Source organism: Gordonia sp. SGD-V-85, from assembly GCF_001456905.1.
GTDB lineage: Bacteria > Actinomycetota > Actinomycetes > Mycobacteriales > Mycobacteriaceae > Gordonia > Gordonia hongkongensis.
Map to the genome: position 1 here is coordinate 148,981 of NZ_LNQO01000003.1, position 23,913 is coordinate 172,893.

A 23,913-nucleotide genomic window follows, 5' to 3' on the forward strand; every position below is an offset into this window, starting at 1 on the left:
GCCGCCCCGGGGTCGGGGTTCTACATTGGCTCCATGTCCACGACCGGGCCTCGACGCGTCATCCTGGTCGTCTGCTGTCTGAGCATGTTCCTCGTCGGCCTCGACATCTCCGCGGTCAACGTGGCGCTGCCGTCGATCGGTGCCGATCTCGACGCCACGCCGTCTCAGCTCCAGTGGGTGGTCGACTCGTACACGTTGGTCGTCGCGAGCCTGCTCATCCTCGGTGGCACCACCGGCGACCGGCTCGGTCGCAGACGCATCTTCGGGGTCGGCCTCGCGATTTTCGGAACCGGGTCGGTGCTCTGCGCGGTGTCGCCGACACCGGAGGTGCTCATCACGGCCCGGGCCGTCCAGGCGGTCGGTGGCTCGATGCTGAACCCGGTGGCCCTGTCGATCGTGACCACTGTGTTCACCGAGCCGAAGGCGCGTGCGCGGGCGATCGGGTTGTGGGGAAGTGCATTCGGGGCGAGTCTGGCCTTCGGCCCGGTCGTCGGTGGTGCGCTGGTCTCCGGCCTGGGCTGGCAGGCGATCTTCGTGCTCAATGTCCCGGTGTGCGTGCTCGCCCTCGTTCTCAGCCGGCGGTACGTCCCCGAGTCGAGGGCGCCACAGCCTCGACGGGCCGATGTGGTGGGTCAGCTGTTGATCCTCGTGCTGTTGGGAACCGTGACGTTCGGGATCATCGAAGGGCATGTGCTGGGCTGGAGGTCCGGCGTCATCGTCGGCTGTTTTGCGGTCGCTGCGTGCTCGTCTGTGGTCCTGATCTGCTACGAGTTGCGCCGCGACGAGCCGCTCCTGGACCCGCGGTTCTTCGGCAGTGTGCCGTTCACCGTCGCGGTCGTGTGCGCGGTCATCGCGTTCGCGGCGACCGGCGGGTTCCTGTTCCTCAACACCCTGTACCTGCAAGAAGTCCGCGGACTGAGTCCGCTCGGCGCGGGTCTGATGCTGATCCCGATGGCTCTGGCCGCCGCGTCCTGCGCGCCGGTCTCGGGACGCCTCGTCGCCGCGCGGGGGTCCCGGCCGCCACTGTTCGCGGGCGGGATCGGGATGGCGGCGGGCGGAGTGCTGCTCCTCGGCGTCGGATCCGATACCCCGTTCACCTACCTCGGCGCGGCCTACCTCGTGTTCGGCATCGGCTTCGGACTGGTCAACGCGCCCATCACGAATGCCGCGGTGTCGGGCATGCCGCGAACCCAGGCGGGACTCGCCTCCGCCATGGCGTCCACCGGGCGCCAGGTCGGGACGGCGCTGGGCGTGGCGGTGTCCGGTGCCATCGCGTTCTCCGGACGGGTGGGAACGGTGGCCGACGACCTGAGCGCCACCGCACGACCGTTCTGGATGGTGGTGACGCTGTGCGGCGTGGCGATCGCCGTGCTGGCCTATCTCGCCACCGGCGCCTGGGCGGAACGAACCGCCGTGCGCACACGCGACCGCGTCGAGTCCCGATCGGGCTCCTGGACGGCGTGAGATTCCCACCATCGCGCGATCAGCTCGACGATCCCATCAGGCGTCCGCGTCCATCCGAGGTGCGTCGCGACGCCCCCGGCCGGACCGTCGGAGGCCCGGTAACACAGTGTCGACATCGCGTCCTTGTCGAACGCCGCGTCGTAGGCGTCCGCGGCGCGGCCGGACACGACCTCGTCGTCGTGCAGCCGGATCGACAACGCCGGCAACCGCATTCGGGAGTCGAGTGCGAACGGCGCCCACCCGGTCAGCACCATGCGCGCCCATTCCCGCATCAGCGTGCGCGGCGTCGGACCGCCGAAGCCGCGTCGTGGCCACCGGCCGAGCACCGCCGCGACCGGCGTGACCGACGCGGCCAGTGCGGCGAGCGGGATCCCGCGTGCGCCGTAGTGTCGGAAGTGGGGGACCGAGGCGCCGATCGCCACGATCCCGTCGGGAGCACGATCGGTCCGTGACGCCACCAACGCCGCCAGCTGTGCACCCAGGCTGTGACCGAGCACCAGGACCCTCGTCTCCGGGGTTTCCGTCCGGGCGGCGGTCACGGCGTCGGCTAGGTCGTCCGCCTCGTCGGCATAGGACCAGTCGGAACGTCGAGACGGTGGCTCGCTTCCCTCCTCGATCCCTCGCCGAGGGACGATCACGACGTCGAGTCCGGCTCTGCTCAGGGCCTCCGTCAAGCGCCGGTACACACGCGCCGGCACTCCCATCGCCGGCGAGATCAACACCGTCGTGTGCCGTGTGCGAACGGGGTCGTTCTCGATGCGGGTCATGTCCCCAACGTCTCGCACCCGCGCCGCCGGCACCACTACCTACCAGGTAGTCGTTTCGAGGCGCGGCCCTGTGGATATCAACCAGCGATGGTCGACGCGGACACGAAGGGAGCGACACATGTCGGATGTGAGTAATTTCTCGGAGACCTGCAAGCGCGTGGCGGACGCCGCGATGGAAGCAGGCGTCCGGATCGCGGTCGCCGAATCGCTGACCGGCGGGAACCTGGCAACCGAACTGAGCAAGGCGCCGAACGCGGGTACGTGGTTCCGCGGCGGGGTCGTGGCCTACCACAAGGACGTCAAGTACGACCTGCTCGACGTGCCCGAGGGGCCGGTCGTGAGCGAGACCGCGGCGCGCGCGATGGTGGCATCGACCGCCCGGTTGTTCGACGCCGACCTCGTCGTCGCGGTGACCGGTGAGGCCGGTCCCGAACCCGACGAGGCGGCACCGGGAACGGTGTGGTTCGGACTGGATCACCGCGGCCGCGTCAGCGCCTCCCGGGAAGTGTTCGACGGTGAACCCGAAGAGGTCCTCGCCCAGACGATCGGACACTCGTTGGAGTTGCTCGAGTCCTGTCTGCGGTCTTGATCGCCGGACGACCGTTACCCGTGAGGTAGTCGCCGCGCTCCCGCCCGGGACCTACCATGACCCCATGACCGTCGAGGTGGGAAGCATGCTGCGGCAGTGGCGCTCTCGCCGCTCGCTGAGCCAGCTGGATCTCGCCTACGAGGTCGGTGTCTCGCCGCGTCACCTCAGTTTTGTCGAGACCGGCCGGTCACGCCCGAGTCCGGCGCTGCTCGAGGCGCTCTCCGAGCGGCTCGATGTTCCACTGCGAGAACGAAATTCGCTGCTCCTCGCTGCGGGGCACGCACCCCGCTACAGCGAGGAACCGCTCGACTCGGACACGATGGCCCACGTCCGGTCGTCTGTCCAGCGATTGCTCGACGCCCACAACCCGAACATGGGCATGGCGCTCGACCGGACCTGGAACGTCGTGCTGGCCAACGACACCGCGCTCACCCTTCTCGAGTTGTTGCCGCCCGAACTACAGACCGGACCGGTCAACTTGTTCCGGGTGTCGCTGCATCCGGACGGATTCGCGCGGGCCACGCACAACTTCGACGAGTGGGCGACCTACCTGCTCGAGTTGCTCCGGCGGATGGCGCGGATCACCGGCGACCCGCGCCTCGCCGACCTCGAACGGGAGGTCTCGGGGTATCCGACCGTCGCCGCACTCGACGGACGTCTCGCCCGCGACCGTGCCGGAGTCGGGGGACAACCGCAGTTGCTGGTGCCGTTCCGGCTCGCCCTCGGCGACCAGGTGCTGTCGTTCTTCAGCACCCTCACGACGTTCGGCTCCCCACGCGATGTCACCCTCGAGGAGCTGACCATCGAGCTGTTCTACCCCGCCGACGAGCCCACCGAGCGGTGGGTTGCGATGATGCAGGGGTGACCGACACCGCCCCCACCGTCTCCACCGCCGGCCCCACCTCACCCTCGGGTGCGCGACTCCCCGCTGCCGTGCTGTGGGACATGGACGGCACGCTGCTCGACTCCGAACCGATCTGGGACGTCGCGATGGCGGAACTGGCCGCCCGGCACGGCATCGTCATGTCACCGGAACTCCGCGAATCCACTCTCGGGAACTCGCTGCCGGACGCATTGGCGAAGGTGCATGACGCGGCCGGTCTGTCCGCCGCGGAGCGCGATCCCGATGCCGACGGACGCTGGACTCTCGATCGGGTCGCCGAACTGTTCGCCGACGACCTGCCGTGGCGTCCCGGCGCAGCCGAAGCACTCGACCTGGTGGCCGGGGCAGGGATCCCCATGGTGCTGGTGACGAACACGGTGCGAGAGTTGACCGAGGTGGCCCTGGAGACCATCGGGCGTGGACGATTCACCACGACGGTCTGCGGCGACGAGGTGGCGGTGGGCAAACCCGCGCCCGATCCCTACCTGCGCGCGGCGGAACTACTCGGTGTCCCGTCGGCCGACTGTCTGGCCGTCGAGGACTCGCCGACCGGCGCCCAGGCGGCATCGGCGGCCGGATGTCCGACGCTCGTCGTCGAGTCCGCGGCACCGGTCGAGCCGGGCCGGTTGCGCGTCTTCCGGACCAGTCTGGTCGGGCTGGACCTCGACGATGTCGCCGGTGCATGGACCGGCGGTCTCGCGCGCATCTCCACATGCAAAAATGAGGAATCGTGAAGACTTTCGAGGAGCTGTTCGCCGAACTCAGCGACAAGGCGCAGAGCCGTCCCGAGGGTTCGGGTACCGTCGCCGCCCTCGACTCCGGTGTCCACACCCTGGGCAAGAAGATCATCGAAGAGGCGGGTGAGGTCTGGCTCGCCGCCGAACACGAATCCGACGAGTCGCTCGGCGAGGAGATCTCGCAGCTCGTCTACTGGCTGCAGGTGATGATGATCAAGCGGGGACTGACGCTGCAGGACGTGTACCGACATCTGTGACCGGTTGACCCGGTCCGGACACAGTCCACACGACACAGTTCTGCTCCATCCCCGCGCCCGCAGGCGCACTCCACGAAAAGGACAACGAGATGCTGAGAGTGGCCGTACCCAACAAGGGTGCGCTCTCCGAATCCGCGTCGGCCATCCTCTCCGAGGCCGGCTATCGCCGCCGGACCGACGCCAAGGACCTCACGGTCCTCGACAACAACAACGACGTCGAGTTCTTCTTCCTGCGTCCCAAGGACATCGCGATCTACGTCGCCTCCGGCCGGCTGGACCTGGGCATCACCGGACGTGACCTCGCCCGCGACTCCGGCGCCGAGGTGGGCGAACAGCTGGCCATGGGCTTCGGCTCGTCGACCTTCCGTTACGCGGCTCCGGCCGACCAGCAGTGGGCAGTGGCCGATCTCGCGGGCAAACGCATCGCCACGTCGTACCCGAACCTCGTGCGCGAGGACCTGGCCGGTCATGGCATCACCGCCGACATCATCCGGCTCGACGGTGCGGTCGAGATCTCGATCCAGCTCGGTGTCGCCGACGCGATCGCCGACGTCGTCGGTTCCGGTCGCACGCTGCGCCAGCACGGCCTGGTGGCGTTCGGTGAATCGCTGTGCGATTCCGAGGCGGTCCTGATCTCCCGACGCGACGCCGACCTCACCAAGGCCGAACGGCAGTTCGTCGCCCGAGTGCAGGGCGTGGTGTTCGGACAGCAGTACGTGATGATCGACTACGACTGCCCCCGTTCGCTTCTCGATCGGGCGTCGGCGCTCACGCCGGGCCTCGAGTCGCCGACCGTGGCGCCCATGGCCGACCCGGACTGGGTCGCGGTCCGCGCAATGGTGCCCCGCAAGGACCACCAGAACCTCATGGACGAGCTGTCCGAGCTCGGCGCCAAGGCCATCCTGGCGACGGACATCCGGTCCTGCCGGTTCTAGCGGAGGCAGATCCACCCATTTTCGGCAAACCCACCAGCTGCGAGCTGGTGGGTTTGCCGATTAGTGGTGAATTTGTGGCTATTGCACCGCGCTGAGCATCACCGTCTGGGCCGACCGGCCGATGTGGCCGGAGGCGTCGTAGAGGTCGGCGAAGGTGCTGCCGAACCCGTCCGGACCGGCGATCATGTGGGCGTCGATGCCGACCCACGGTCCGCTCGGGACGCGCGTCAGGTGCACGGTGGTGTCGGTGTTCATCCACGTCCACCGATTCGGGCGGAGTCGGGTGCCCAACCCGTTGGCGACGTCGATGACGGTGAACATCGACTCCAGGTCCTCGGTCTTCTCGTCGGCGACGAGCGGGATCGCCGGCCGCAGCCACACCGCGGGAGTCGAGCCGTTGCGCCCCTCGGCCCGGACCGACTCGATGGTGCCGATGAACCCGAGGGTGCCCCAGTCGACCGCCTCGCCGTTGTCGTCGGAGAAGCCGATCACCGCCTTCGACTCGTCCGGTCCGGGCGTCAGGGGGTCGGGACCGTTCGCGATCTCGGCGGTGTCGGCGACGCGGAGCCGCCACCCCACCGAGCGGGCGGCGGCGCGGAATGTCCCGTCGGCCTGCTGCACCTGCAGTTCGGTCTCGACGAGGCTGATCTGGCGGCCCGGCCGCACGACCCGGGCGGCGACCCGGTTGACGCCCAGCCCGACCGGACCGAGGATCTCGGTGGTCACACGCGTGAAGTGCTGAGCCGGGTCGGGCTCGCACCGCAGCAACGACCGCATCAGCAGGGCCGACGGGGGACCACCGTGCTGCATCGTCGGCGACCACACGCTCAGCGTCGCCTCGGTCGGGCGGAAGTACTCGAAGTCGCCCTCGTCGCGGGCAGCATCCGGCGGGGCATCGATGGGTTCGTAGTACGAGTTCTCCACCCGAGTCACTCTATGACTGCCGACATAATGGGTCGGGGCGGGGGCGTCCCGCGGACGTCGGGGCTGCTCAGACCGCGAAACCCGCCGGGGGACCGGGGTACGGCGGGATGACGCCCCCGAACTCCGGACACCGGGCGCGGTGCTCACAGAACTTGCACGACCACGACTTCTTCGGCCGGAAGTCGCCCGAGGCCACGGCCGTGCGGATCGCCTGCCAGATCGCGCGCAGGGTGCGCTCGAAGCGGAGCAGCTCATCACGGTCCGGGCGGTAGATCAGCTGTTGCCCGTCGGAGAGGTACATCAGCTGCAACCGGGCGGGAACGACTCCGCGGGTGCGCAGGATCGCGAGCGCGTAGAACTTCATCTGGAACAACGCCTTGGCTTCGTACGCCTCACCCGGCGACCGCCCGGTCTTGTAGTCGACGACGCGTATCTCGCCGGTCGGCGCGACGTCGATGCGGTCGATGAACCCCCGCATGAGCATGTCGTCGGCGTCGATCTCGACGTGTTCCTCCACCGCGTCGGCGTCGAAGGCGGTCGGGTTCTCCATCGTGTAGTAGGTGGCGATGAGCTTGTGCGCATCGGCGAGGAACGCGGCCTGGCCGCCTTCGCCGATGACCTTCGCGAGCTCGGGGTCGCCCTCGCACATCGCGGCCCAGGCGCCTTCGACCAGCAACTCGGCCGAGTCCTGCGTGCGGAGCTCGGCCGGGAGGTCGAACAGATTCTCCAGCGCGGCATGGACGACGGTGCCCCTGGTCTGCGCGGTGGTGGGGGTCTCCGGGAAGCGGTCGATCGCACGGTAGCGGTAGAGCAGCGGGCACTGCTTGAAGTCCGCGGCGCGGGACGGCGACAGCGCCAGCGGGCGCCCGACGATCCCTCGCGCATCGGCGTCGGGGCCGTCCGGGGTCCCTGTCGGGGTCGTGCTGGGGGAGGCGTCTCCGACTCCGGTCATCGTGCTCACCCTTCGCAGGGTAGGCGCCGGGCCCGACAGTCCGAGGTCCCGACACTCGGGTCCGCTAGCCGGCCACCCGGGCGGCGCCCTCCCCGCAGCGACACGAGGCAGGACCGGGCCACCTCGTCGGGTAACGTCCACACGGCCCACGAACCCCTGCGCCGAGTCGCGCGGGTTCGGATCGTTCACGAGAGGAAGCACCAGTGCCCACCACCGGACCGTTCGTCGTCGGCGACCGGGTTCAGCTGACCGATGCCAAGGGGCGCAAGTTCACGGTGCTGCTCGACGAGGGAAAGCAGTTCCACACCCACCGCGGTGCCATCTCCCATGACGACCTCATCGGTTCGCCCGAGGGCAGCATCGTCTCCGCGACCAGCGGTACCCAATATCTGGCGCTGCGCCCGCTGCTCGTCGACTACGTGCTCTCGATGCCGCGCGGGGCCCAGGTCATCTATCCCAAGGACGCCGCCCAGATCGTCCTCGAGGGCGACATCTTCCCGGGCGCCCGCGTCCTCGAAGCCGGTGCCGGCTCCGGCGCGCTGACGTGTTCGCTGCTGCGCGCGGTCGGTGCCGACGGAGAGGTCGTCTCCTTCGAGATCCGGGATGACCACGCCGAGCACGCGATCCGCAACGTCGAGACCTTCTTCGGGGGACGGCCGGACAACTGGCACCTCACCGTCGACGATCTGGCGAACGTGGATCGGAACGAACGGTTCGATCGCGTCATCCTGGACATGCTCGCGCCCTGGGAACCGCTCGACGTCGTGCGGACCGTGTTGAAACCAGGCGGGGTCTTGACGGTCTACGTGGCGACCGCCACCCAGTTGTCCCGGGTGATGGAGGCCCTGCGCGAGCAGGAGTGCTGGACCGAGCCCCGGGCCTGGGAGACGCTCCTCCGCGAGTGGAGCGCGGTGGGCCTCGCGGTGCGTCCCGAGCACAAAATGCAAGGCCACACGGCTTTTCTGATCACGGCCCGGCGCCTTGCCGACGGCACCACCACACTGCGTCCGCAGCGCCGTCCGAGCAAGGGCTGAGCCCGGTCGCGGAGCAACGGCCCGTCGCCGAGCTGTGCGGTGAAACATCGCGAATACGTTGCGAAGACGCACATTTAACACACCGTCAACACCGGCGATTGCGCGGTGGACGGCGATTCGCCGTCTCGGCCGGTAGCGTAGGGATACGGCGCGAGCATTCCGATCGAGGGATCGGGTGATTGCCGGCGAGAGGAGTCAGCAATGACCGAATCTGACCGCCACGACGCACTGGGGGACCGCGCGGTTCCCGAGGGCGCCAGTGCATCCGACGAGGGCTTCGTCCCCGCCTACACTCCGCCCCCGCCGCGGAGCGGCACCGAGTCGCCGCTGTCGCGGAGCGGCCCGGACTCGTCTGCGCGCGGCGCAGCCGGCCGGCCGGCCGGGGATCTACAAGAGCGGGTGGACAGCCTCACCGCACGCAACGCGAAGCTGCTCGACACCCTCAAAGAAGCCCGACAGCAACTCGTCGCTCTCCGCGAGGAGGTCGACCGTCTGGGTCAGCCGCCGAGCGGGTACGGCGTCCTGCTGGACGTGCACCCCGACGCCACCGTCGATGTGTTCACCTCGGGCCGCAAGATGCGCCTCACCTGTTCGCCCAACATCGACACCGACCTGCTGACCAAGGGTCAGACCCTGCGTCTGAACGAGGCCCTGACCATCGTCGAGGCCTGTGAATTCGACACCGTCGGCGAGATCAGCACGCTGCGCGAGGTGCTCGGTGACGGCAAACGCGCCCTGGTCGTCGGTCACGCCGACGAGGAGCGGGTGGTCTGGCTGGCCGAACCGCTGCTCGGCGAGGTCGACGGTGAGGACGGTTTGCGTCGCAAGCTGCGTCCCGGCGACTCGCTGCTCATCGACACCAAGGCCGGGTTCGCGTTCGAGCGGGTGCCCAAGGCCGAGGTCGAGGATCTCGTCCTGGAGGAGGTCCCGGACGTCGGTTACGAGGACATCGGTGGCCTGGGCCGCCAGATCGAGCAGATCCGCGACGCCGTCGAACTCCCGTTCCTGCACAAGGACCTGTTCCGCGACTACCAGCTGCGTCCCCCGAAGGGCGTGCTGCTCTACGGCCCGCCCGGCTGTGGCAAGACGCTCATCGCCAAGGCCGTGGCCAACTCCCTGGCGAAGAAGATCGCGCAGGTGCGCGGCGACGACGCCAAGGAGGCGAAGTCGTACTTCCTGAACATCAAGGGCCCCGAGCTGCTCAACAAGTTCGTCGGTGAGACCGAGCGGCACATCCGGCTGATCTTCCAGCGGGCGCGCGAGAAGGCTTCGGAGGGCACGCCGGTCATCGTCTTCTTCGACGAGATGGACTCGATCTTCCGCACTCGCGGGTCGGGCGTCTCCTCGGACGTGGAGACCACCGTCGTCCCGCAGCTGCTCAGTGAGATCGACGGCGTCGAGGGCCTCGAGAACGTCATCGTGATCGGTGCGTCGAATCGCGAGGACATGATCGACCCCGCGATCCTGCGCCCGGGGCGCCTCGACGTGAAGATCAAGATCGAGCGTCCCGACGCCGAGTCCGCGATCGACATCTTCTCCAAGTACCTCACCGAGGAGCTGCCCATCCACGCCGACGACATCGGCGAGTTCGGGGGCGATCGCACGGCCTGTGTCAACGCGATGATCGAGAAGGTCGTCGAGCGAATGTACGCCGAGAGCGAGGACAACCGGTTCCTCGAGGTCACCTACGCCAACGGCGACAAAGAGATCATGTACTTCAAGGACTTCAACTCCGGCGCGATGATCCAGAACGTCGTCGACCGGGCCAAGAAGTACGCGATCAAGTCGCAACTGGACACGGGTGCACCGGGTCTGCGCGTCCAGCATCTCTTCGACTCCATCCTCGACGAGTTCGCGGAGAACGAGGACCTGCCCAACACGACCAACCCCGACGACTGGGCTCGGATCTCGGGCAAGAAGGGCGAGCGGATCGTGTACATCCGCACGCTGGTCACGGGCAAGAGTGCGGGCGCGAGCCGGGCCATCGACACCGAGACGAACACGGGTCAGTACCTGTAGCGACAGTGGTCTCGACCGAGCAGACAGCCGACTCCCACGGGGTCGGCTGTCTGCTCGACAGAACCGCGTGAACAGCGCCGTCAAGCACTAGAGTTGTCGGCGATGAACAGCACATCGATGGCGCGTGGACGAGTGATCGTCGACGGTGGGGCGCCGCATCCACTGGGCGGCGGCGCTCAGCGCATCACCCTGGGGCGTGAGCCCGACAACGACATCGTGATCAACCATCCGATGGTGTCGCGTCGGCATCTCGCCATCGAGTGGCGCGGTACGGCCTGGTGTCTCGTCGACATCGGCAGCACCAACGGCTTCTTCGTCAACGGCCGGCGGATGGCCGAGTTCATGGTGCCCGGTACGACCCAGGTACGCCTCGGCGACGTGAACACGGGTCCGGTCGTCGACCTCGTGGTCGACGTGCCCGCATCCGGCGGCCGGCCGCCCTCGAGTGGTCCCGGGCGCAGCGCGCCGTCCCGGCCGGGCCCGCCGGTCTCGCGTCCGATGCAGTCGGGCCACCCGCCGTCAGGTCCTCGCTCGGCGGGGTTCCCGGGCGCGGCCGTCCCGGCCTCCGGCCAGATGCCCGCCCACGCACCGGGCGGGCGACAGTACCGAGTGGACCCGATGCCGCAGGAAGTCCTGAGCGCGCCGCATCTGCAGGCGCTGCAGCAGAACGTGTCGGCGGTCTACCGCCTGCCCGGCGCGTCGACACCGCCCGAGCGCGAGTCGATCTCGCTCCGCGGAGTCCAGCGAATCGGACGCACGCCCGACAACGACATCGTCGTCAGTGACGTCCTGGCGTCTCGGCACCACGCACAGGTGTCCAGCCGCGGGGCTGCCCTCGTGATCGAGGACCTCGGCAGCGTCAACGGAACCTTCGTCAACGGCCGGCGGGTGTCGAGCGCGCAACTGACCGACGGCGACGTCGTCACCATCGGCAACAGCGACTTCGTGGTGTCCGGCGGCACGCTGATGCGCGGGCAGGAGAGCGCCGCGGTCGCCGACGGCCTCCACGTCCACGGTGTGAGTCTCGTCGTGGACGGCGGGAAGCGTCTGCTCGCCGACGTGGACTTCAGCGCCAGTCCGGGCACGCTGACCGCGGTGATCGGCCCCTCGGGCGCGGGTAAGTCGACGGTGTCGAAGATCGCGGCCGGACTCAACTCACCGACGAGCGGCCTGGTCACCTTCGAGAGCCGCAACGTCCACGCCGAATACGACGCTCTGCGCACCCGCATCGGCATGGTGCCGCAGAAGGACGTCCTGCACCACAAGCTCACGCTCCGGCAGGCCTTGCGCTACGCTGCGGAACTGCGCCTGCCACCCGACCTCTCGAAGGCCGATCGGGACCGGGTCATCGACGGGGTGCTCAGCGAGCTGCAGCTGACCGAGCATGTCGACACCCGCGTGGAGAAGCTGTCCGGCGGCCAGCAGAAGCGCGCGTCGGTCGCGATGGAGTTGCTGACGGGTCCGTCACTGCTCATCCTCGACGAACCGACCTCCGGTCTCGACCCCGCACTCGACCGCCAGGTGATGGCCACCCTCCGCCGGCTCGCCGACGCCGGGCGTGTGGTCCTCGTGGTCACGCACTCGCTGACCTATCTGTCCATGTGCGACCAGGTGCTGCTGCTGGCGCCCGGCGGCAAGACGTCCTTCTGCGGCCCGCCCGGACAGGTCGAGGGGGAGATGGGCACCTCCGACTGGGCAGAGATCTTCGCGTACGTCGCCGATCAGCCGGACACCGCACACATGCGGTACCTGGACCGGCACCGTCGAGCGCCGAATCCGCCGCCGCCCCAGCGTCCTCCCGGGCCACCGATACCGGTGCCGCACACGAGCTTCACCCGCCAGTCGTCGACCATCGCCCGACGCCAGGTACGGCTCATCTTCGCCGACGTCGGCTATCTCGTCTTCCTCGTGCTGCTACCCGTCGTGCTCGGCCTGCTCACCTTGGTGATCCCGGGTTCGAGCGGGTTCGCCCGCCTCGAGGTGATCCCGAACGCGCCGCCACCGAAGGACGGCGCGGAGGCGATCCAGATCCTCGTCGTGCTCGTCGTCGGGGCCGCGTTCATGGGGGCCGCGCTGACCGTGCGCGATCTCGTCGGGGAGCGCGACATCTTCGAACGCGAGCGCGCCGTCGGGTTGCGGCCCGGCGCATACCTTTTCGCCAAGATCGTGGTGTTCTTCGTCGCCGCGGTGCTGCAGACGATCATCATGGTCGGCATCACCTTCGCCGGTCGGGGGCTGCCCGACTTCGGCGGTCCGATCCTCCCGCCGCCGCTGGCGTTGCTCGTCGCGGTGGCCGTCCTCGCCTGCGTGAGCACGCTCGTCGGTCTCGCCATCTCGTCGGCGGTCAAATCCAACGAGCAGGTCATGCCCCCGCTGGTCATCGTCGTGATGGTCCAGTTGGTGTTCTGCGGCGGCCTGTTCAAACTCGACGGCATCGGACTCGAACAGCTGTCGTGGATCTTCCCGTCGTTCTGGGGGTATGTCGCCGCGGCCGGCAGCGTGGACCTCTACAACATCAATGTGGCCGCGCCGCAGCGCATCACGCTGTGGGAGACATCGGTCGCGCACACCGCACTCGCCTACGGGGTGCTCGCGGTGATCAGCGCGCTGCTGCTCGCCTTCACCTATTCGCGGCTGCGATTGAAGAAGCGCTGACGCGCGGCGGCTGACCAGCACTGACGGGCGGTCCGTTCCGTCAGACGTCGCGCATGGTGGCGCACAGCACCTTCCGGTCGTCGTCGAGGCTGTCGGGGAGGGGTGCGCCGCTCCGCGACGCCGGCAGCACGCGGACGTCCCCGATCTGACATCGACGACCGCGGTGTCGGATCGAGGCCCCCCGCGCCGCGAGCACCTTCGCCACCCAGTCCGACCCTGCGCCATAGTTCAGCACGACCCAGAAATCGCGGCCCGACGCCAGCGCCATGACCGGCGTCCGGTAGCGGCGGCCACTGCGGAGACCATCGTGTTCGATGACCGCCATCCCCGGGACGCGCCCGGCCCACAGCAGCACGATCCGGTTGGTCACGTGCTTGTTGAGCACCGCCACCAGCCGCATGCGTCGCTCACCCAGCATCGAAGCGATCTGCGACGCCGTCCTCGCGACCGTCGACGACACGGCCATCCGGTCCTCCCGTCACTGGCTCTGTTCGACCAGTGTGGCGTGGCGAGGGCGGCGACGGCATCCGGGAAGACCCTGAATCACCCCCGGGGATGGAGGGATCCGTCAACCGGTCGTCGCCGGAAAGCGTACGAACCCGAGTTCGGACTCCGACGACAACTGCGGATGGCGGGGTAGGACCCGGACGGTATAGCCGAGATGACCGGAGGTCGACGGCGGCACCAGTGCGGTGAACACCACTCGGCCAGACGCATCGCGGTCGGGACCGGGGGTCATGTCGGTGAACGTCGGTGCCAGGATCTCGCCGTCGTCGCCGACCCTGCCGAGTACGACCTGCACCGCGACCGACTCGGGCGCGAGGTCTCCCAATGCCACATGGGCGGTGATCCAGAGTCCGTCCTCGCGACGCTCGTCCTCCACACCGGCCACCAGAACCGACGACCATCCGGTCTCCAGTGTGCGCCGATAGACGGCGAGGTCGCGTGCGCCCGCGTAGGAGTCGGCGCATGCGGACTCATAGGCGCGGGCGGCCGGGCAGTAGAGGTCGGTCGTGTAGTCGCGGACCATGCGCGAGGCGAGTACCTGCGGTCCGAGCCGAGTGAGGGTGTGGCGCATCATCTCCACCCACCGGCGGGGTACACCGTCGTCCGCCCGGCGATAGAAGAGGGGGATCACCGTCTCCTCGAGGAGCGTGTACAGCGCCTGCGCCTCCAGATCGTCGCGACGATGTTCGTCGGTGATCCCCTCCGCGGACGGGATCGCCCACCCGTTGTCGCCGTCGGCCATCTCGTCCCACCAGCCGTCCAGGATCGACAGATTGAGTCCGCCGTTGAGCGCCGATTTCATCCCCGAGGTCCCGCAGGCCTCCATGGGACGGACCGGATTGTTCAGCCACACATCGCAACCGGCGTAGATGAAACGCGCCATCGAGATGTCGTAGTCGGGGAGGAACACGATGCGATCGCGCAGTTCCGGATCCTCGGTGAACCGGACAACCTGCTGGATCAGGGACTTGCCTCCCTCGTCGGCCGGGTGGGCCTTGCCCGCGATGACCAGCTGCACCGGCCGATCGGGATCGGTGAGGATGGTGCGCATGCGTTCGGGATCGCGGAGCATCAGCGTCAGGCGCTTGTAGGTCGCCGCTCGCCGTGCGAATCCGATGGTCAGCACGTGCGGGTCGAACAGGTCGGCGGTCCATGCCAGCTCGGCGTGGGTGAAGCCGCGGTCGAGGCCGCTGGCTAGTGCTCGCCGCCGCACCTCGTCGACTAGTTCCTCGCGCAGCTTCTCGTGTGTTCGCCAGATCGTCTCGTCGGACAGGTCCGCGTACACCTCGGGCGCGGAGTCCTCGTCCCCGTCGGCGAAGTCGCGCCACGCCGGGGCCACCCAGGTCGGTCCGTGCACGCCGTTCGTGATCGCGCCGATTGGCACATCGGCGGCGTCGAAACCCGGCCACAGGTCGGCGAACATCTCCCGACTCACCGCACCGTGCAGCTGCGACACCCCGTTGCTGCGTTGCCCGAGCCGAAATCCCATGTGCGCCATGTTGAAAACGCCGGGGTCCGCCTCGTCGCCGAGTTCGGCCACCGTCGCCGCGGCCAGCCCGGGCAGCAGGCGGGATTTGCCGTCGGAGTCGGCGTCGAGGTAACGGGCGACGAGGTCGGCGGGGAAACGGTCGATCCCGGCCGGCACCGGGGTGTGGGTGGTGAACACATTCGAGGCGCGGACCACCGCTTCCGCGGTGTCGAAGTCGAGCCCACCGGCCACCAACTCGCGGATGCGTTCCACGCCGAGGAAGCCCGCGTGTCCCTCGTTCATGTGGAACACCGTCGGCTCGGGCCGGCCGGTGATCCGGACGTACTCGCGGAGCGCGCGGACACCGCCGATGCCGAGCAGGATCTCCTGTGCGATCCGGTGTTCCTGATCCCCGCCGTAGAGCCGGTCGGTCACCGCGCGCAGGGCGGCGCCTTCGGGCTCGACATCGTTGCGATCGATGTCGGAGTCGAGGAGCAGCAACGGGATTCGGCCCACCGACGCCACCCACACCTGGGCCGACAGGGTCGCCCCGCCGGGCATCGCGACCTCGACGATCACCGGCTCCGCGCCGTCGCCCGGGGCGAGGAGCGTGAGGGGCAGGTCGGCGGGATCGTTCACGGGATACCGCTCGATCTGCCAGCCGTCGTGATCGAGGCCTTGGCGGAAGTAACCGGAGCGGTACAGCAATCCGACGCCGATCAGCGGCAGCCCGAGGTCGGAGGCCGCCTTGAGATGGTCACCGGCGAGGATGCCGAGGCCGCCGGAGTAGATCGGCAGGACCTCGGAGACGCCGAACTCCATCGAGAAGTACGCGATTCCCGGGGGCACCACCCGGTCATGCGCCGAACCGTCCTGTCCCGATGACTCGGCCGCATACCTCTGGAACCACTGCGGTGCATCGAGATACTGCTCGAGGTCGGCGTGTGCCTCGGCGACCCGTGCCACGAAACCCTCGTCGTCGGCCAGCTCGACCAGACGGGCGGGGTCGGTGTCGGCGAGAACCCGGACCGGATCGCCGGTCGACGACCACAGGCGCGGGTCGATGGTGGCGAACAGCTCCTGGGTGGGGGTGTGCCAGGCCCAGCGCAGGTTGTGCGACAACGGCGCGAGGTCGGCGATCCGGTCGGGCAGCGGCACTCGAACGGTGAACCGGCGGAATGCTTTCACGGCGTCGACCGTACTCAGCACGTGCGGTGGTTGCGACCGGTGGCAAGTGAACATCTACCCTCGAAGGATGCAGCGAATCATCGGGACCGAGGTCGAGTACGGAATCTCCGCACCCGGCGACCCGACCGCGAACCCGATCATGACGTCCACCCAGGCGGTTCTCGCCTATGCCGCGGCCGCCGGTGTACCGCGCGCGAAGCGGACACGCTGGGACTACGAGGTGGAGTCGCCGCTTCGCGACGCCCGAGGTTTCGACCTCGGCCGCGGGGCCGGACCCGCACCGATCATCGACGCCGACGAGATCGGCGCGGCCAACATGATCCTCACCAACGGGGCGCGGCTGTACGTCGACCACGCCCACCCCGAGTACTCCGCACCCGAGGTCACCGACCCGATGGACGCGGTCATCTGGGACAAGGCCGGGGAGCGCGTGATGGAGGCCGCGGCTCGTCACGTGGCGAGCGTCCCGGGCGCTCCGAAACTGCAGCTGTACAAGAACAACATCGACGGCAAGGGCGCCTCCTACGGCACCCACGAGAACTACCTGATGGCGCGGGAGACCCCGTTCACCGCCGTCATCGCCGGGCTCACGACCTTCTTCGCGTCCCGGCAGGTGATCACCGGTTCGGGACGCGTGGGTATAGGCCAGTCCGGCGACGAGGCGGGTTATCAGCTGTCGCAGCGGTCGGACTACATCGAGGTCGAGGTCGGGCTGGAGACCACGCTCAAGCGGGGCATCATCAACACCCGCGACGAGCCGCACGCCGACCCCGAGCGATACCGGCGACTCCACGTCATCATCGGCGACGCCAACCTCGCCGAGACCTCGACCTACCTGAAGGTCGGGACCACCGCGCTCGTCCTCGACCTCATCGAGGCCGGGGTCGACTTCTCCGACATCGAGCTCGCGCGGCCGGTGCAGGCCGTCCACACGATCAGTCACGACCCGTCGCTGACGGCCACGGTCGCACTCACCGACGGTCGCGAGCTCACCGGCCTCGCTCTGCAGCGGGAGTATCTGGAGCGTTGTCAGAAGTTCCACGACCAGGAGCACTCCGACGACCAGCGCGCCGCACACGTCCTGCAGACGTGGGCGGACGTGCTCGACCGCCTCGAGCGCGACCCGATGGAGTGCGCCGACATCCTCGACTGGCCCGCGAAGCTGCGCATCCTGGAGGGCTTCCGCCAGCGTGAGAACCTGTCGTGGTCGGCGCCGCGTCTGCAGCTCATCGACCTGCAGTACTCCGACGTCCGGCTCGACAAGGGGCTGTACAACCGGCTCGTCGCGCGCGGGTCGATGAAGCGGCTGACCGACGAGAACGACGTGCTCGCCGCGATCAGCGAGCCGCCGCGGAACACGCGCGCCTACTTCCGCGGCGAGTGTCTGCGCCGGTTCGGCGCCGACGTCGCGGCGGCGAGCTGGGACTCGGTCATCTTCGATCTGGGCGGGGACTCGCTGGTCCGTATCCCCACCCTCGAACCGCTACGCGGCACCGCGGCGCACGTCGGCAAGCTCCTCGACTCGGTGGACTCGGCCGCCGAACTGGTGGATCAGCTCACCACCTGAGCGGCCGCGGCGCCTCGCCGTCTCCGACGGCATGTGCTTCGTTCCGCCACAGTTGTCGTCCCCACAGGTAGTGTGGGAGCACACGATTCCGCAGGGTCGAGACACCGGATCAGCGCCGCGACAGCGACACCCGATCCCGACTCCCTCGACCGCGGTAGCCCGCCAAGGGGCGATCGGTTTCAAGGAGGCAGCAGATGGCGCAGGAACAGACCAAGCGTGGTGGCGGCGGCGACGACGAGGGCGTGGGCCCCGATTCCGGCGCCGGACAGGAACGTCGCGAGAAGCTGGCCGAGGACACCGACGACCTGCTCGACGAGATCGACGACGTGCTGGAGGAGAACGCCGAGGACTTCGTGCGCGCCTACGTCCAGAAGGGCGGCCAGTGAGCGACAGGTTCGGTTCACTGCCCCCGCTGTCCCAGTTCCGCCCCGGCCCGTTCGCCGGCGCCGACATCTCGTCGTTCACCGAATTCCTCCGGACGCATGCGCCGGAACAACTCCCGCAGGCCCAGGTCGACCGGGTGGGGTCGTTCGCCGGCGGCGCCGACGGCGCCGGTGACATCCCCCACGGCACGACGATCGTGGCCGTGTCATACCCGGGTGGGGTCGTCCTCGCCGGGGACCGCCGGGCCACCATGGGCAACCTCATCGCCACGCGCGACGTCAAGAAGGTCTACATCACCGACGAGTACTCGGCGGCCGGGATCGCCGGCACCGCCGGGATCGCGATCGAGATGGTCCGGCTGTTCACCGTCGAACTCGAGCACTACGAGAAGATCGAAGGCGTCCCGCTGACCCTCGACGGCAAGGTCAGCCGGCTGGCCTCGATGGTGCGGGGCAATCTCGGCGCGGCCCTGCAGGGTCTGGCGGCCATTCCGCTGCTCGTCGGCTACGACATCGACCACGACGATCCGACCGAACGCGGACGTATCTTCAGCTTCGACGTCGCGGGTGACCGGCACGAGGAGTTCGGTGGCTACACCGCCATCGGCTCGGGGTCGGTGTTCGCCAAGTCCTCGCTCAAGAAGCTCTACCGACCCGATCTGACCGCCGACGAGGCGCTCGCGATCGCCGTCGAATCGTTGTACGACGCCGCCGACGACGACTCGGCGACCGGCGGGCCCGATCTGGTCCGCAAGATCTTCCCGATGGCCGCCATCGTCGGCGCCGACGGGGCCCGGGAGGTGGACCCGACCGACATCGAGGCGGCGGCACGTGCCGTCGTCGAACGCCGCAGCGCCGAGCACGAGGGGGGTGCCCGATGACCTTCCCGTACTACGCCAGTGCCGAGCAGATCATGCGCGATCGCTCGGAGCTCGCTCGCAAGGGCATCGCCCGGGGACGCAGCGTCGTGATCCTCACGTTCGCCGACGGTGTGCTGTTCGTCGCGGAGAACCCGTCCAACACGCTCCGCAAGACCAGCGAGATCTACGACCGGATCGGTTTCGCGGCGGTGGGCAAGTACAACGAGTTCGAGAGCCTGCGCAAGGCCGGCATCCAGATCGCGGACATGCGCGGCTACAGCTACGACCGTGCCGACGTGTCCGGGCTGTCGCTGGCCAACACCTACGCCAACGCACTGGGCAGCGTCTTCACCGAGCAGGCGAAGCCGTTCGAGGTCGAGCTCTGCGTCGCCGAGGTCGCCCGTCCGGGCAAGCCGAAACGGTCGCAGCTGTACCGGATCTCCTACGACGGGTCGATCACCGACGAGACCCGCTTCCTGGTGATGGGCGGGGCGACCGAACCGATCGCGGCGGCCCTCAAGGACAGCTACGAGCCCGACATGGAGCTCGGCCGGGCGATCGGCGTCGCGGTCACCGCCCTGACGGCGCCGGCCGACAACGGTGGCGGGACCCCGACCGAACGCCGGGTGCTCGCCGCGGGCGACCTCGAGGTCGCCGTCCTCGACCACAACCGTCCACGGCGCGCGTTCCGGCGCCTCACGACGTCCACGGTCGAAGGGCTCCTCCCGCAGGCTGCGGCGGCCCAGTCCTCGGATACACCGTCCGAGGTGGACGAAGCCCCTGGTGAGACGCCATCCTCCGAACAGTGACGAGAACGCCGCGGCGCGCGGCGGCCGGTGCGTGTCGACCGGTCCGCCGCGGTCCGCGCGAGTAGGGTTGGTCAAGTGCAGCGACGAATCATGGGCATCGAGACCGAGTTCGGTGTCACGTGCACCTTCCACGGCCACCGCCGCCTGAGTCCGGACGAGGTCGCGCGGTACCTCTTCCGCCGGGTCGTGTCGTGGGGCCGGTCCTCGAACGTCTTCCTGCAGAACGGCGCTCGCCTCTATCTCGACGTCGGATCGCATCCCGAATACGCCACGGCGGAGTGCGACAGCCTCATCCAGCTGATCAACCACGACCGCGCGGGCGAACTGGTTCTCGAGGACCTGCTCGTCGATGCCGAACAACGCCTGGCCGACGAGGGCATCGGCGGCGACATCTATCTGTTCAAGAACAACACCGACTCGGCCGGCAACTCCTATGGATGCCACGAGAACTATCTCGTCGTGCGGGCGGGGGAGTTCTCCCGCATCTCCGACGTCCTGTTGCCGTTCCTCGTGACGCGCCAGCTGATCTGTGGTGCGGGCAAGGTGCTGCAGACCCCCAAGGCCGCGACCTTCTGCCTGTCCCAGCGCGCCGAGCACATCTGGGAGGGTGTCTCCTCGGCGACCACCCGGTCGCGCCCGATCATCAACACTCGCGATGAGCCGCACGCCGACGCCGAGAAATACCGCAGGCTGCACGTCATCGTGGGCGACTCGAACATGTCGGAGATGACCACCCTCCTCAAGGTCGGTTCGGCGGCCCTCGTCCTGGAGATGATCGAGGCCGGTGTCGCGTTCCGGGACTTCGCGCTCGACAATCCGATCCGCGCCATCCGCGAGGTCAGCCATGACCCGACAGGGCGACGCCCGGTGCGCCTCGCCGGCGGTCGGCAGGCCAGCGCCCTCGACATCCAGCGCGAGTATCACGCCCGCGCCGTCGAGCACCTCACCAACCGCCGGCCCGACCCCGAGATGGACATGGTCGTGGACCTGTGGGGACGGATGCTCGACGCAGTGGAGAGCGACGACTTCGCCAAGGTCGACACCGAGGTCGACTGGGTCATCAAGCGGAAGCTGTTCCAGCGCTACCAGGACCGGTACTCGATGGAGCTCTCGGATCCGAAGATCGCGCAGCTCGACCTGGCGTTCCACGACATCAAACGCGGCCGCGGCGTGTTCGACGTCCTGATGCGCAAGGGGCTGGTCGCCCGGGCGACCACCGACGAGGCCATCAAGACCGCGGTCAACGAGCCGCCGCAGACCACCCGCGCCAAGCTCCGGGGCGACTTCATCTCGGCCGCGCAGAAAGCCGGGCGTGACTTCACCGTCGACTGGGTTCACCTCAAGCTCAACGACCAGGCCCAGCGGACGGTGCTGTGCAAGGACCCGTTCCGCAGTGTCGACGAGCGCGTCGATCGCCTCATCGCCTCGATGTGAGCGCCGGGTCACCGGCGAACCCAGCGTGCCTCCGCACGCGGTGAACGGCCACGTTCTAACCTGACTCGGTGGCAACCCCCAAAGTCGAGCGTCTGCTCAACCTCGTGATCTGCCTGCTGTGGACGCGACAGTACGTCACCGCCGACTACATCCGCCGCAACGTCGCGGGCTATTCGGACGACGGGCAGTCCGACGAGGCGTTCAACCGGATGTTCGAGCGGGACAAGAACGAGCTGCGAGATCTCGGGATCCCCCTCGTGACGGGCCGGTCGCCGATGGCGGCCGGCGCCGAGGGATACCGCATCGACCGCGACTCCTACGAGTTGCCGGAGATCTCGCTGGAGTCCGACGAGGCCGCGGCGATCGCCATGGCCGCCGCGCTGTGGGACACACCCGAGGTCTCGACGCTGTCGCAGACGGCGATCCTCAAGCTCCGGGCCGCCGGGCTCGATGTCCGCTCCGAGGACGATCTGGGGATCACCTCGGGCGGGTCATCACGATCGCTCGGCTCCGAAGAGGTCATCGCCGGCCTGCTCGCCGCGGTCCAGGACCGCCGTGCCGTCGAGTTCCAACATCGATCGTCTGCCGCGGCCGCCCCGACCACCCGACGCGTCGAACCGTGGGGGGTCGTGTCACACCGGGGCCGCTGGTACGTCGTCGGCCACGACCGTGACCGCGACGCCACCCGGACCTTCCGGCTGTCGCGGATCACGGCGGTCACCGCGGTCGGTGCCGCCGACGCGGTCGTGGTCCCGGCCGGCACCGATCTCCAGCAGATCGTCTCCGCGGCGGTCGATTCCGCTGCCGGTTCGGACGGACGGGTCGCGCGGATCTGGGTCGCGGCCGACCGGGCATTCGGCCTCCGCAGGGCCGCGACGACGACTGAACCCGCCGACTTCGACGGCGAACCCGGCGACATCGTGACCCTCGACATCCACTCGCTGACCGCGGTGGCACGGATGGTGCTGGGTGTGGGCCGTGACGCGGTCGTCCTCGATCCGCCCGAGTTGCGCGAGCTCGTCATCGCGAGCCTCGACCGTCTGATGGGGGTGAGCGTCTGATGGCCGCGGCAGCGCCGTCGAGACTCAACCGACTGCTGGCGATGGTCCCGTATTTCCAGGCCCGCCGGGGCATCTCGGTTGCTCAGGCCGCCGACGAACTCGGGGTCACGCAAGCGCAGCTCACGAAGGACCTCGAGCTGCTCTTCGTCTGCGGGCTACCGGGCTATTACCCCGACGACCTGATCGAGCTCGAGTTCAGCGAGGGTTACGTCACGGTCGGGTTCACCGCGGGCATGGACCGGCCACTGCGGCTGACGACCGTGGAGGCGAGCACGCTCCTCGTCGCACTGCGGGCGCTGGTCGAGACCCCGGGGGTCATCGATGTGGCGGCGGCCAGGCGGGCGATCGCCAAGATCGAGCAGGCGGTGGGTGCGACGGTGCCGGGGGTCGCGGGAGCGTCCGACGCACCCGCCGAGCCGTCGGGGGAGAACCCCACGTACACGACGATCCGCGAGGCCACCAAGAAAGCGCGGGCATTGCGCCTGCGCTACTACTCGGCCGGACGCGACAGCGTCACCGACCGCGTGGTCGACCCCATCCGCCTGCAGGTCATGGACCAGCACACCTATCTCGAGGCCTGGTGCCGGATGGCCGAAGGCGTGCGGTTGTTCCGGTTCGACCGCGTCGACACCGCGACCGCCCTCGACGAGCCGAGCCGTCCGCCGGCCGAGGCGGCGGCGTCGAATCAGTCGGTGCTCGTCGCCGAGGACCCCGACCTTCCGGCCGTCGAGATCGAGATCGATGCCGATCACCTGTGGATTCTCGATTACTACCCGCTCGAACCCCTCGAGACTGTCGAGGACCGGCCCGATCCAGGTCTCCCCGTCCGCGCCCGGTTGGTCTACGGCTCGCCGGAATGGCTCACCCGGTTCCTGCTCGGATTCGCCGGCGCCGTGCGGGTCGTCGATGACCCGGCGATTGCCGCCGCGGTCGCCGACACCGCGGAGGCCGCCCGCGGGCGTTATCGCTGAGACCGGCCACGACTGGGCCCCTCCGGCTCGGCGTGTGTCGGGTAGCATTGGACACTGTCTGCTCCGAACTGAAGGGTGATCTCATGGGCTTCACGTCATGGTGGCACTGGGCGATCGTCGCCATCGTGCTGCTGATCCTGTTCGGCTCGAAGAAGCTGCCGGACGCCGCCCGTGGTCTGGGACAGTCGCTGCGCATCTTCAAGAGCGAGGTCAAGGAGATGCAGAAGGACGACGACAAGGACGCGCAGGCCACCACCGACGCGGCAGCGACCGATCCGGCGCGACGCGAGCTGCCCGCTGGTGACTCGACCCAGCCGGCCACGCAGCGCGACGCCGACGCCAAGAAATCGGCTTAGGGGCGCGTCGGAGCATCGCCAGTGCGCACTCTCCCGATTCCCCGACGCCTCGACCCGCGGCAACGCAAGCGAAAACTCAATCCCGACGGCACC

22 protein-coding genes are annotated in these 23,913 nt (G+C 68.7%); 17 read left to right on the forward strand and 5 right to left on the reverse strand.

All coding sequences use genetic code 11. The features are described 5' to 3' along the window. The first annotated feature begins 33 nt into the window (after positions 1-33). On the forward strand, positions 34-1,464 hold the full coding sequence (locus AS181_RS04585; protein ID WP_058250422.1) for an MFS transporter: 1,431 nt from the start codon (positions 34-36) through the stop codon (positions 1,462-1,464). Here the strand turns inward: AS181_RS04585 and AS181_RS04590 are convergent. Beyond that, positions 1,377-2,231, reverse strand: coding sequence for an alpha/beta fold hydrolase (locus tag AS181_RS04590; RefSeq protein WP_058250579.1), 855 nt, complete (start codon positions 2,229-2,231; stop codon positions 1,377-1,379). The two genes, AS181_RS04585 and AS181_RS04590, sit on opposite strands and share 88 nt — an antisense overlap. A gap of 118 nt (positions 2,232-2,349) precedes the next feature. Between AS181_RS04590 and AS181_RS04595 the strand changes: the two genes are divergently transcribed. From AS181_RS04595 to hisG, 5 genes are all read left to right on the forward strand, one after another. Next, entirely contained in the window at positions 2,350-2,820 is a 471-nt protein-coding gene (locus AS181_RS04595; protein WP_058250423.1) for a CinA family protein, read from the forward strand. 64 nt (positions 2,821-2,884) lie between these two features. Next, positions 2,885-3,685, forward strand: a complete 801-nt coding sequence (locus tag AS181_RS04600) for a helix-turn-helix transcriptional regulator (protein ID WP_058250424.1) — start codon at positions 2,885-2,887, stop codon at positions 3,683-3,685. Further along, positions 3,682-4,437 carry an HAD family hydrolase gene (locus AS181_RS04605; RefSeq protein WP_374100839.1) on the forward strand — a complete coding sequence of 252 codons (756 nt, stop codon included), beginning with the start codon at positions 3,682-3,684 and terminating at the stop codon, positions 4,435-4,437. Before AS181_RS04600 ends, AS181_RS04605 begins: the two co-directional genes overlap by 4 nt. Then, positions 4,434-4,697 carry a phosphoribosyl-ATP diphosphatase gene (locus tag AS181_RS04610; protein WP_014926729.1) on the forward strand — a complete coding sequence of 88 codons (264 nt, stop codon included), beginning with the start codon at positions 4,434-4,436 and terminating at the stop codon, positions 4,695-4,697. The genes AS181_RS04605 and AS181_RS04610 overlap by 4 nt, the downstream gene beginning before the upstream one ends. Before the next feature lie 89 nt (positions 4,698-4,786). Further along, positions 4,787-5,632, forward strand: a complete 846-nt coding sequence (hisG, locus tag AS181_RS04615) for an ATP phosphoribosyltransferase (RefSeq protein WP_058250425.1) — start codon at positions 4,787-4,789, stop codon at positions 5,630-5,632. A gap of 78 nt (positions 5,633-5,710) precedes the next feature. On the opposite strand, the gene AS181_RS04620 is transcribed toward hisG, so the two are convergent. Together AS181_RS04620 and AS181_RS04625 are read right to left on the reverse strand one after the other, a co-directional pair. Next, positions 5,711-6,556 carry a thioesterase family protein gene (locus AS181_RS04620; protein WP_058250426.1) on the reverse strand — a complete coding sequence of 282 codons (846 nt, stop codon included), beginning with the start codon at positions 6,554-6,556 and terminating at the stop codon, positions 5,711-5,713. 67 nt (positions 6,557-6,623) lie between these two features. Then, positions 6,624-7,508 (reverse strand): RecB family exonuclease, encoded by an 885-nt coding sequence (locus AS181_RS04625; protein WP_058250581.1) that lies wholly within the window; start codon positions 7,506-7,508, stop codon positions 6,624-6,626. 203 nt (positions 7,509-7,711) lie between these two features. Between AS181_RS04625 and AS181_RS04630 the strand changes: the two genes are divergently transcribed. From AS181_RS04630 to AS181_RS04640, 3 genes are all read left to right on the forward strand, one after another. After that, positions 7,712-8,542 (forward strand): tRNA (adenine-N1)-methyltransferase, encoded by an 831-nt coding sequence (locus AS181_RS04630; protein ID WP_058250427.1) that lies wholly within the window; start codon positions 7,712-7,714, stop codon positions 8,540-8,542. Between the two features lie 201 nt (positions 8,543-8,743). Beyond that, complete coding sequence (gene arc / locus AS181_RS04635) at positions 8,744-10,561, forward strand: proteasome ATPase (RefSeq protein WP_058250428.1); 1,818 nt, start codon at positions 8,744-8,746, stop codon at positions 10,559-10,561. Between the two features lie 117 nt (positions 10,562-10,678). Next, the gene (locus tag AS181_RS04640) at positions 10,679-13,216 is read left to right on the forward strand and encodes an FHA domain-containing protein (RefSeq protein ID WP_058250582.1); all 2,538 of its coding nucleotides are present in this window, start codon (positions 10,679-10,681) and stop codon (positions 13,214-13,216) included. A gap of 40 nt (positions 13,217-13,256) precedes the next feature. On the opposite strand, the gene AS181_RS04645 is transcribed toward AS181_RS04640, so the two are convergent. Both AS181_RS04645 and glgP read right to left on the reverse strand, forming a co-directional pair. Continuing rightward, entirely contained in the window at positions 13,257-13,682 is a 426-nt protein-coding gene (locus AS181_RS04645) for a nitroreductase/quinone reductase family protein (protein ID WP_058250429.1), read from the reverse strand. A 102-nt stretch (positions 13,683-13,784) separates the two neighbouring features. Then, complete coding sequence (gene glgP, locus AS181_RS04650) at positions 13,785-16,379, reverse strand: alpha-glucan family phosphorylase (protein WP_058250583.1); 2,595 nt, start codon at positions 16,377-16,379, stop codon at positions 13,785-13,787. Between the two features lie 67 nt (positions 16,380-16,446). Between glgP and dop the strand changes: the two genes are divergently transcribed. The 8 genes from dop to tatA all read left to right on the forward strand — a co-directional run bounded on the left by dop (position 16,447) and on the right by tatA (position 23,820). Next, positions 16,447-17,946: a depupylase/deamidase Dop gene (gene dop / locus AS181_RS04655; RefSeq protein WP_058250430.1), complete on the forward strand. Its 1,500-nt coding sequence runs from the start codon at positions 16,447-16,449 to the stop codon at positions 17,944-17,946. Positions 17,947-18,140: 194 nt separating this feature from the next. Then, positions 18,141-18,332 carry a ubiquitin-like protein Pup gene (locus AS181_RS04660; protein ID WP_004019064.1) on the forward strand — a complete coding sequence of 64 codons (192 nt, stop codon included), beginning with the start codon at positions 18,141-18,143 and terminating at the stop codon, positions 18,330-18,332. Then, positions 18,329-19,210, forward strand: a complete 882-nt coding sequence (prcB, locus tag AS181_RS04665) for a proteasome subunit beta (RefSeq protein ID WP_058250431.1) — start codon at positions 18,329-18,331, stop codon at positions 19,208-19,210. Before AS181_RS04660 ends, prcB begins: the two co-directional genes overlap by 4 nt. Next, positions 19,207-19,998: a proteasome subunit alpha gene (prcA, locus tag AS181_RS04670; RefSeq protein ID WP_058250432.1), complete on the forward strand. Its 792-nt coding sequence runs from the start codon at positions 19,207-19,209 to the stop codon at positions 19,996-19,998. The genes prcB and prcA overlap by 4 nt, the downstream gene beginning before the upstream one ends. Positions 19,999-20,073: 75 nt before the next feature. Continuing rightward, a complete protein-coding gene (gene pafA, locus AS181_RS04675; protein WP_004019052.1) occupies positions 20,074-21,432 on the forward strand; it encodes a Pup--protein ligase in 1,359 nt (452 codons plus the stop codon). Between the two features lie 68 nt (positions 21,433-21,500). Further along, positions 21,501-22,493 carry a helix-turn-helix transcriptional regulator gene (locus tag AS181_RS04680; RefSeq protein WP_058250433.1) on the forward strand — a complete coding sequence of 331 codons (993 nt, stop codon included), beginning with the start codon at positions 21,501-21,503 and terminating at the stop codon, positions 22,491-22,493. Continuing rightward, positions 22,493-23,464 (forward strand): helix-turn-helix transcriptional regulator, encoded by a 972-nt coding sequence (locus AS181_RS04685; RefSeq protein ID WP_058250434.1) that lies wholly within the window; start codon positions 22,493-22,495, stop codon positions 23,462-23,464. Before AS181_RS04680 ends, AS181_RS04685 begins: the two co-directional genes overlap by 1 nt. 83 nt (positions 23,465-23,547) lie before the next feature. Then, positions 23,548-23,820, forward strand: coding sequence for a Sec-independent protein translocase subunit TatA (gene tatA / locus AS181_RS04690; protein WP_058250435.1), 273 nt, complete (start codon positions 23,548-23,550; stop codon positions 23,818-23,820). The last annotated feature ends 93 nt before the right edge of the window (positions 23,821-23,913 follow it).

Excerpts from the sequence above, each read along its gene's own strand:
- AS181_RS04585 (WP_058250422.1), top strand. The coding sequence starts at position 34 with ATGTCCACGACCGGGCCTCGACGCGTCATCCTGGTCGTCTGCTGTCTG.
- AS181_RS04590 (WP_058250579.1), bottom strand. The coding sequence starts at position 2,231 with ATGACCCGCATCGAGAACGACCCCGTTCGCACACGGCACACGACGGTG.
- AS181_RS04595 (WP_058250423.1), top strand. The coding sequence starts at position 2,350 with ATGTCGGATGTGAGTAATTTCTCGGAGACCTGCAAGCGCGTGGCGGAC.
- AS181_RS04600 (WP_058250424.1), top strand. The coding sequence starts at position 2,885 with ATGACCGTCGAGGTGGGAAGCATGCTGCGGCAGTGGCGCTCTCGCCGC.
- hisG (WP_058250425.1), top strand. The coding sequence starts at position 4,787 with ATGCTGAGAGTGGCCGTACCCAACAAGGGTGCGCTCTCCGAATCCGCG.
- AS181_RS04625 (WP_058250581.1), bottom strand. The coding sequence starts at position 7,508 with ATGACCGGAGTCGGAGACGCCTCCCCCAGCACGACCCCGACAGGGACC.
- arc (WP_058250428.1), top strand. The coding sequence starts at position 8,744 with ATGACCGAATCTGACCGCCACGACGCACTGGGGGACCGCGCGGTTCCC.
- AS181_RS04640 (WP_058250582.1), top strand. The coding sequence starts at position 10,679 with ATGGCGCGTGGACGAGTGATCGTCGACGGTGGGGCGCCGCATCCACTG.
- AS181_RS04645 (WP_058250429.1), bottom strand. The coding sequence starts at position 13,682 with ATGGCCGTGTCGTCGACGGTCGCGAGGACGGCGTCGCAGATCGCTTCG.
- dop (WP_058250430.1), top strand. The coding sequence starts at position 16,447 with ATGCAGCGAATCATCGGGACCGAGGTCGAGTACGGAATCTCCGCACCC.
- AS181_RS04660 (WP_004019064.1), top strand. The coding sequence starts at position 18,141 with ATGGCGCAGGAACAGACCAAGCGTGGTGGCGGCGGCGACGACGAGGGC.
- prcA (WP_058250432.1), top strand. The coding sequence starts at position 19,207 with ATGACCTTCCCGTACTACGCCAGTGCCGAGCAGATCATGCGCGATCGC.
- AS181_RS04685 (WP_058250434.1), top strand. The coding sequence starts at position 22,493 with ATGGCCGCGGCAGCGCCGTCGAGACTCAACCGACTGCTGGCGATGGTC.
- tatA (WP_058250435.1), top strand. The coding sequence starts at position 23,548 with ATGGGCTTCACGTCATGGTGGCACTGGGCGATCGTCGCCATCGTGCTG.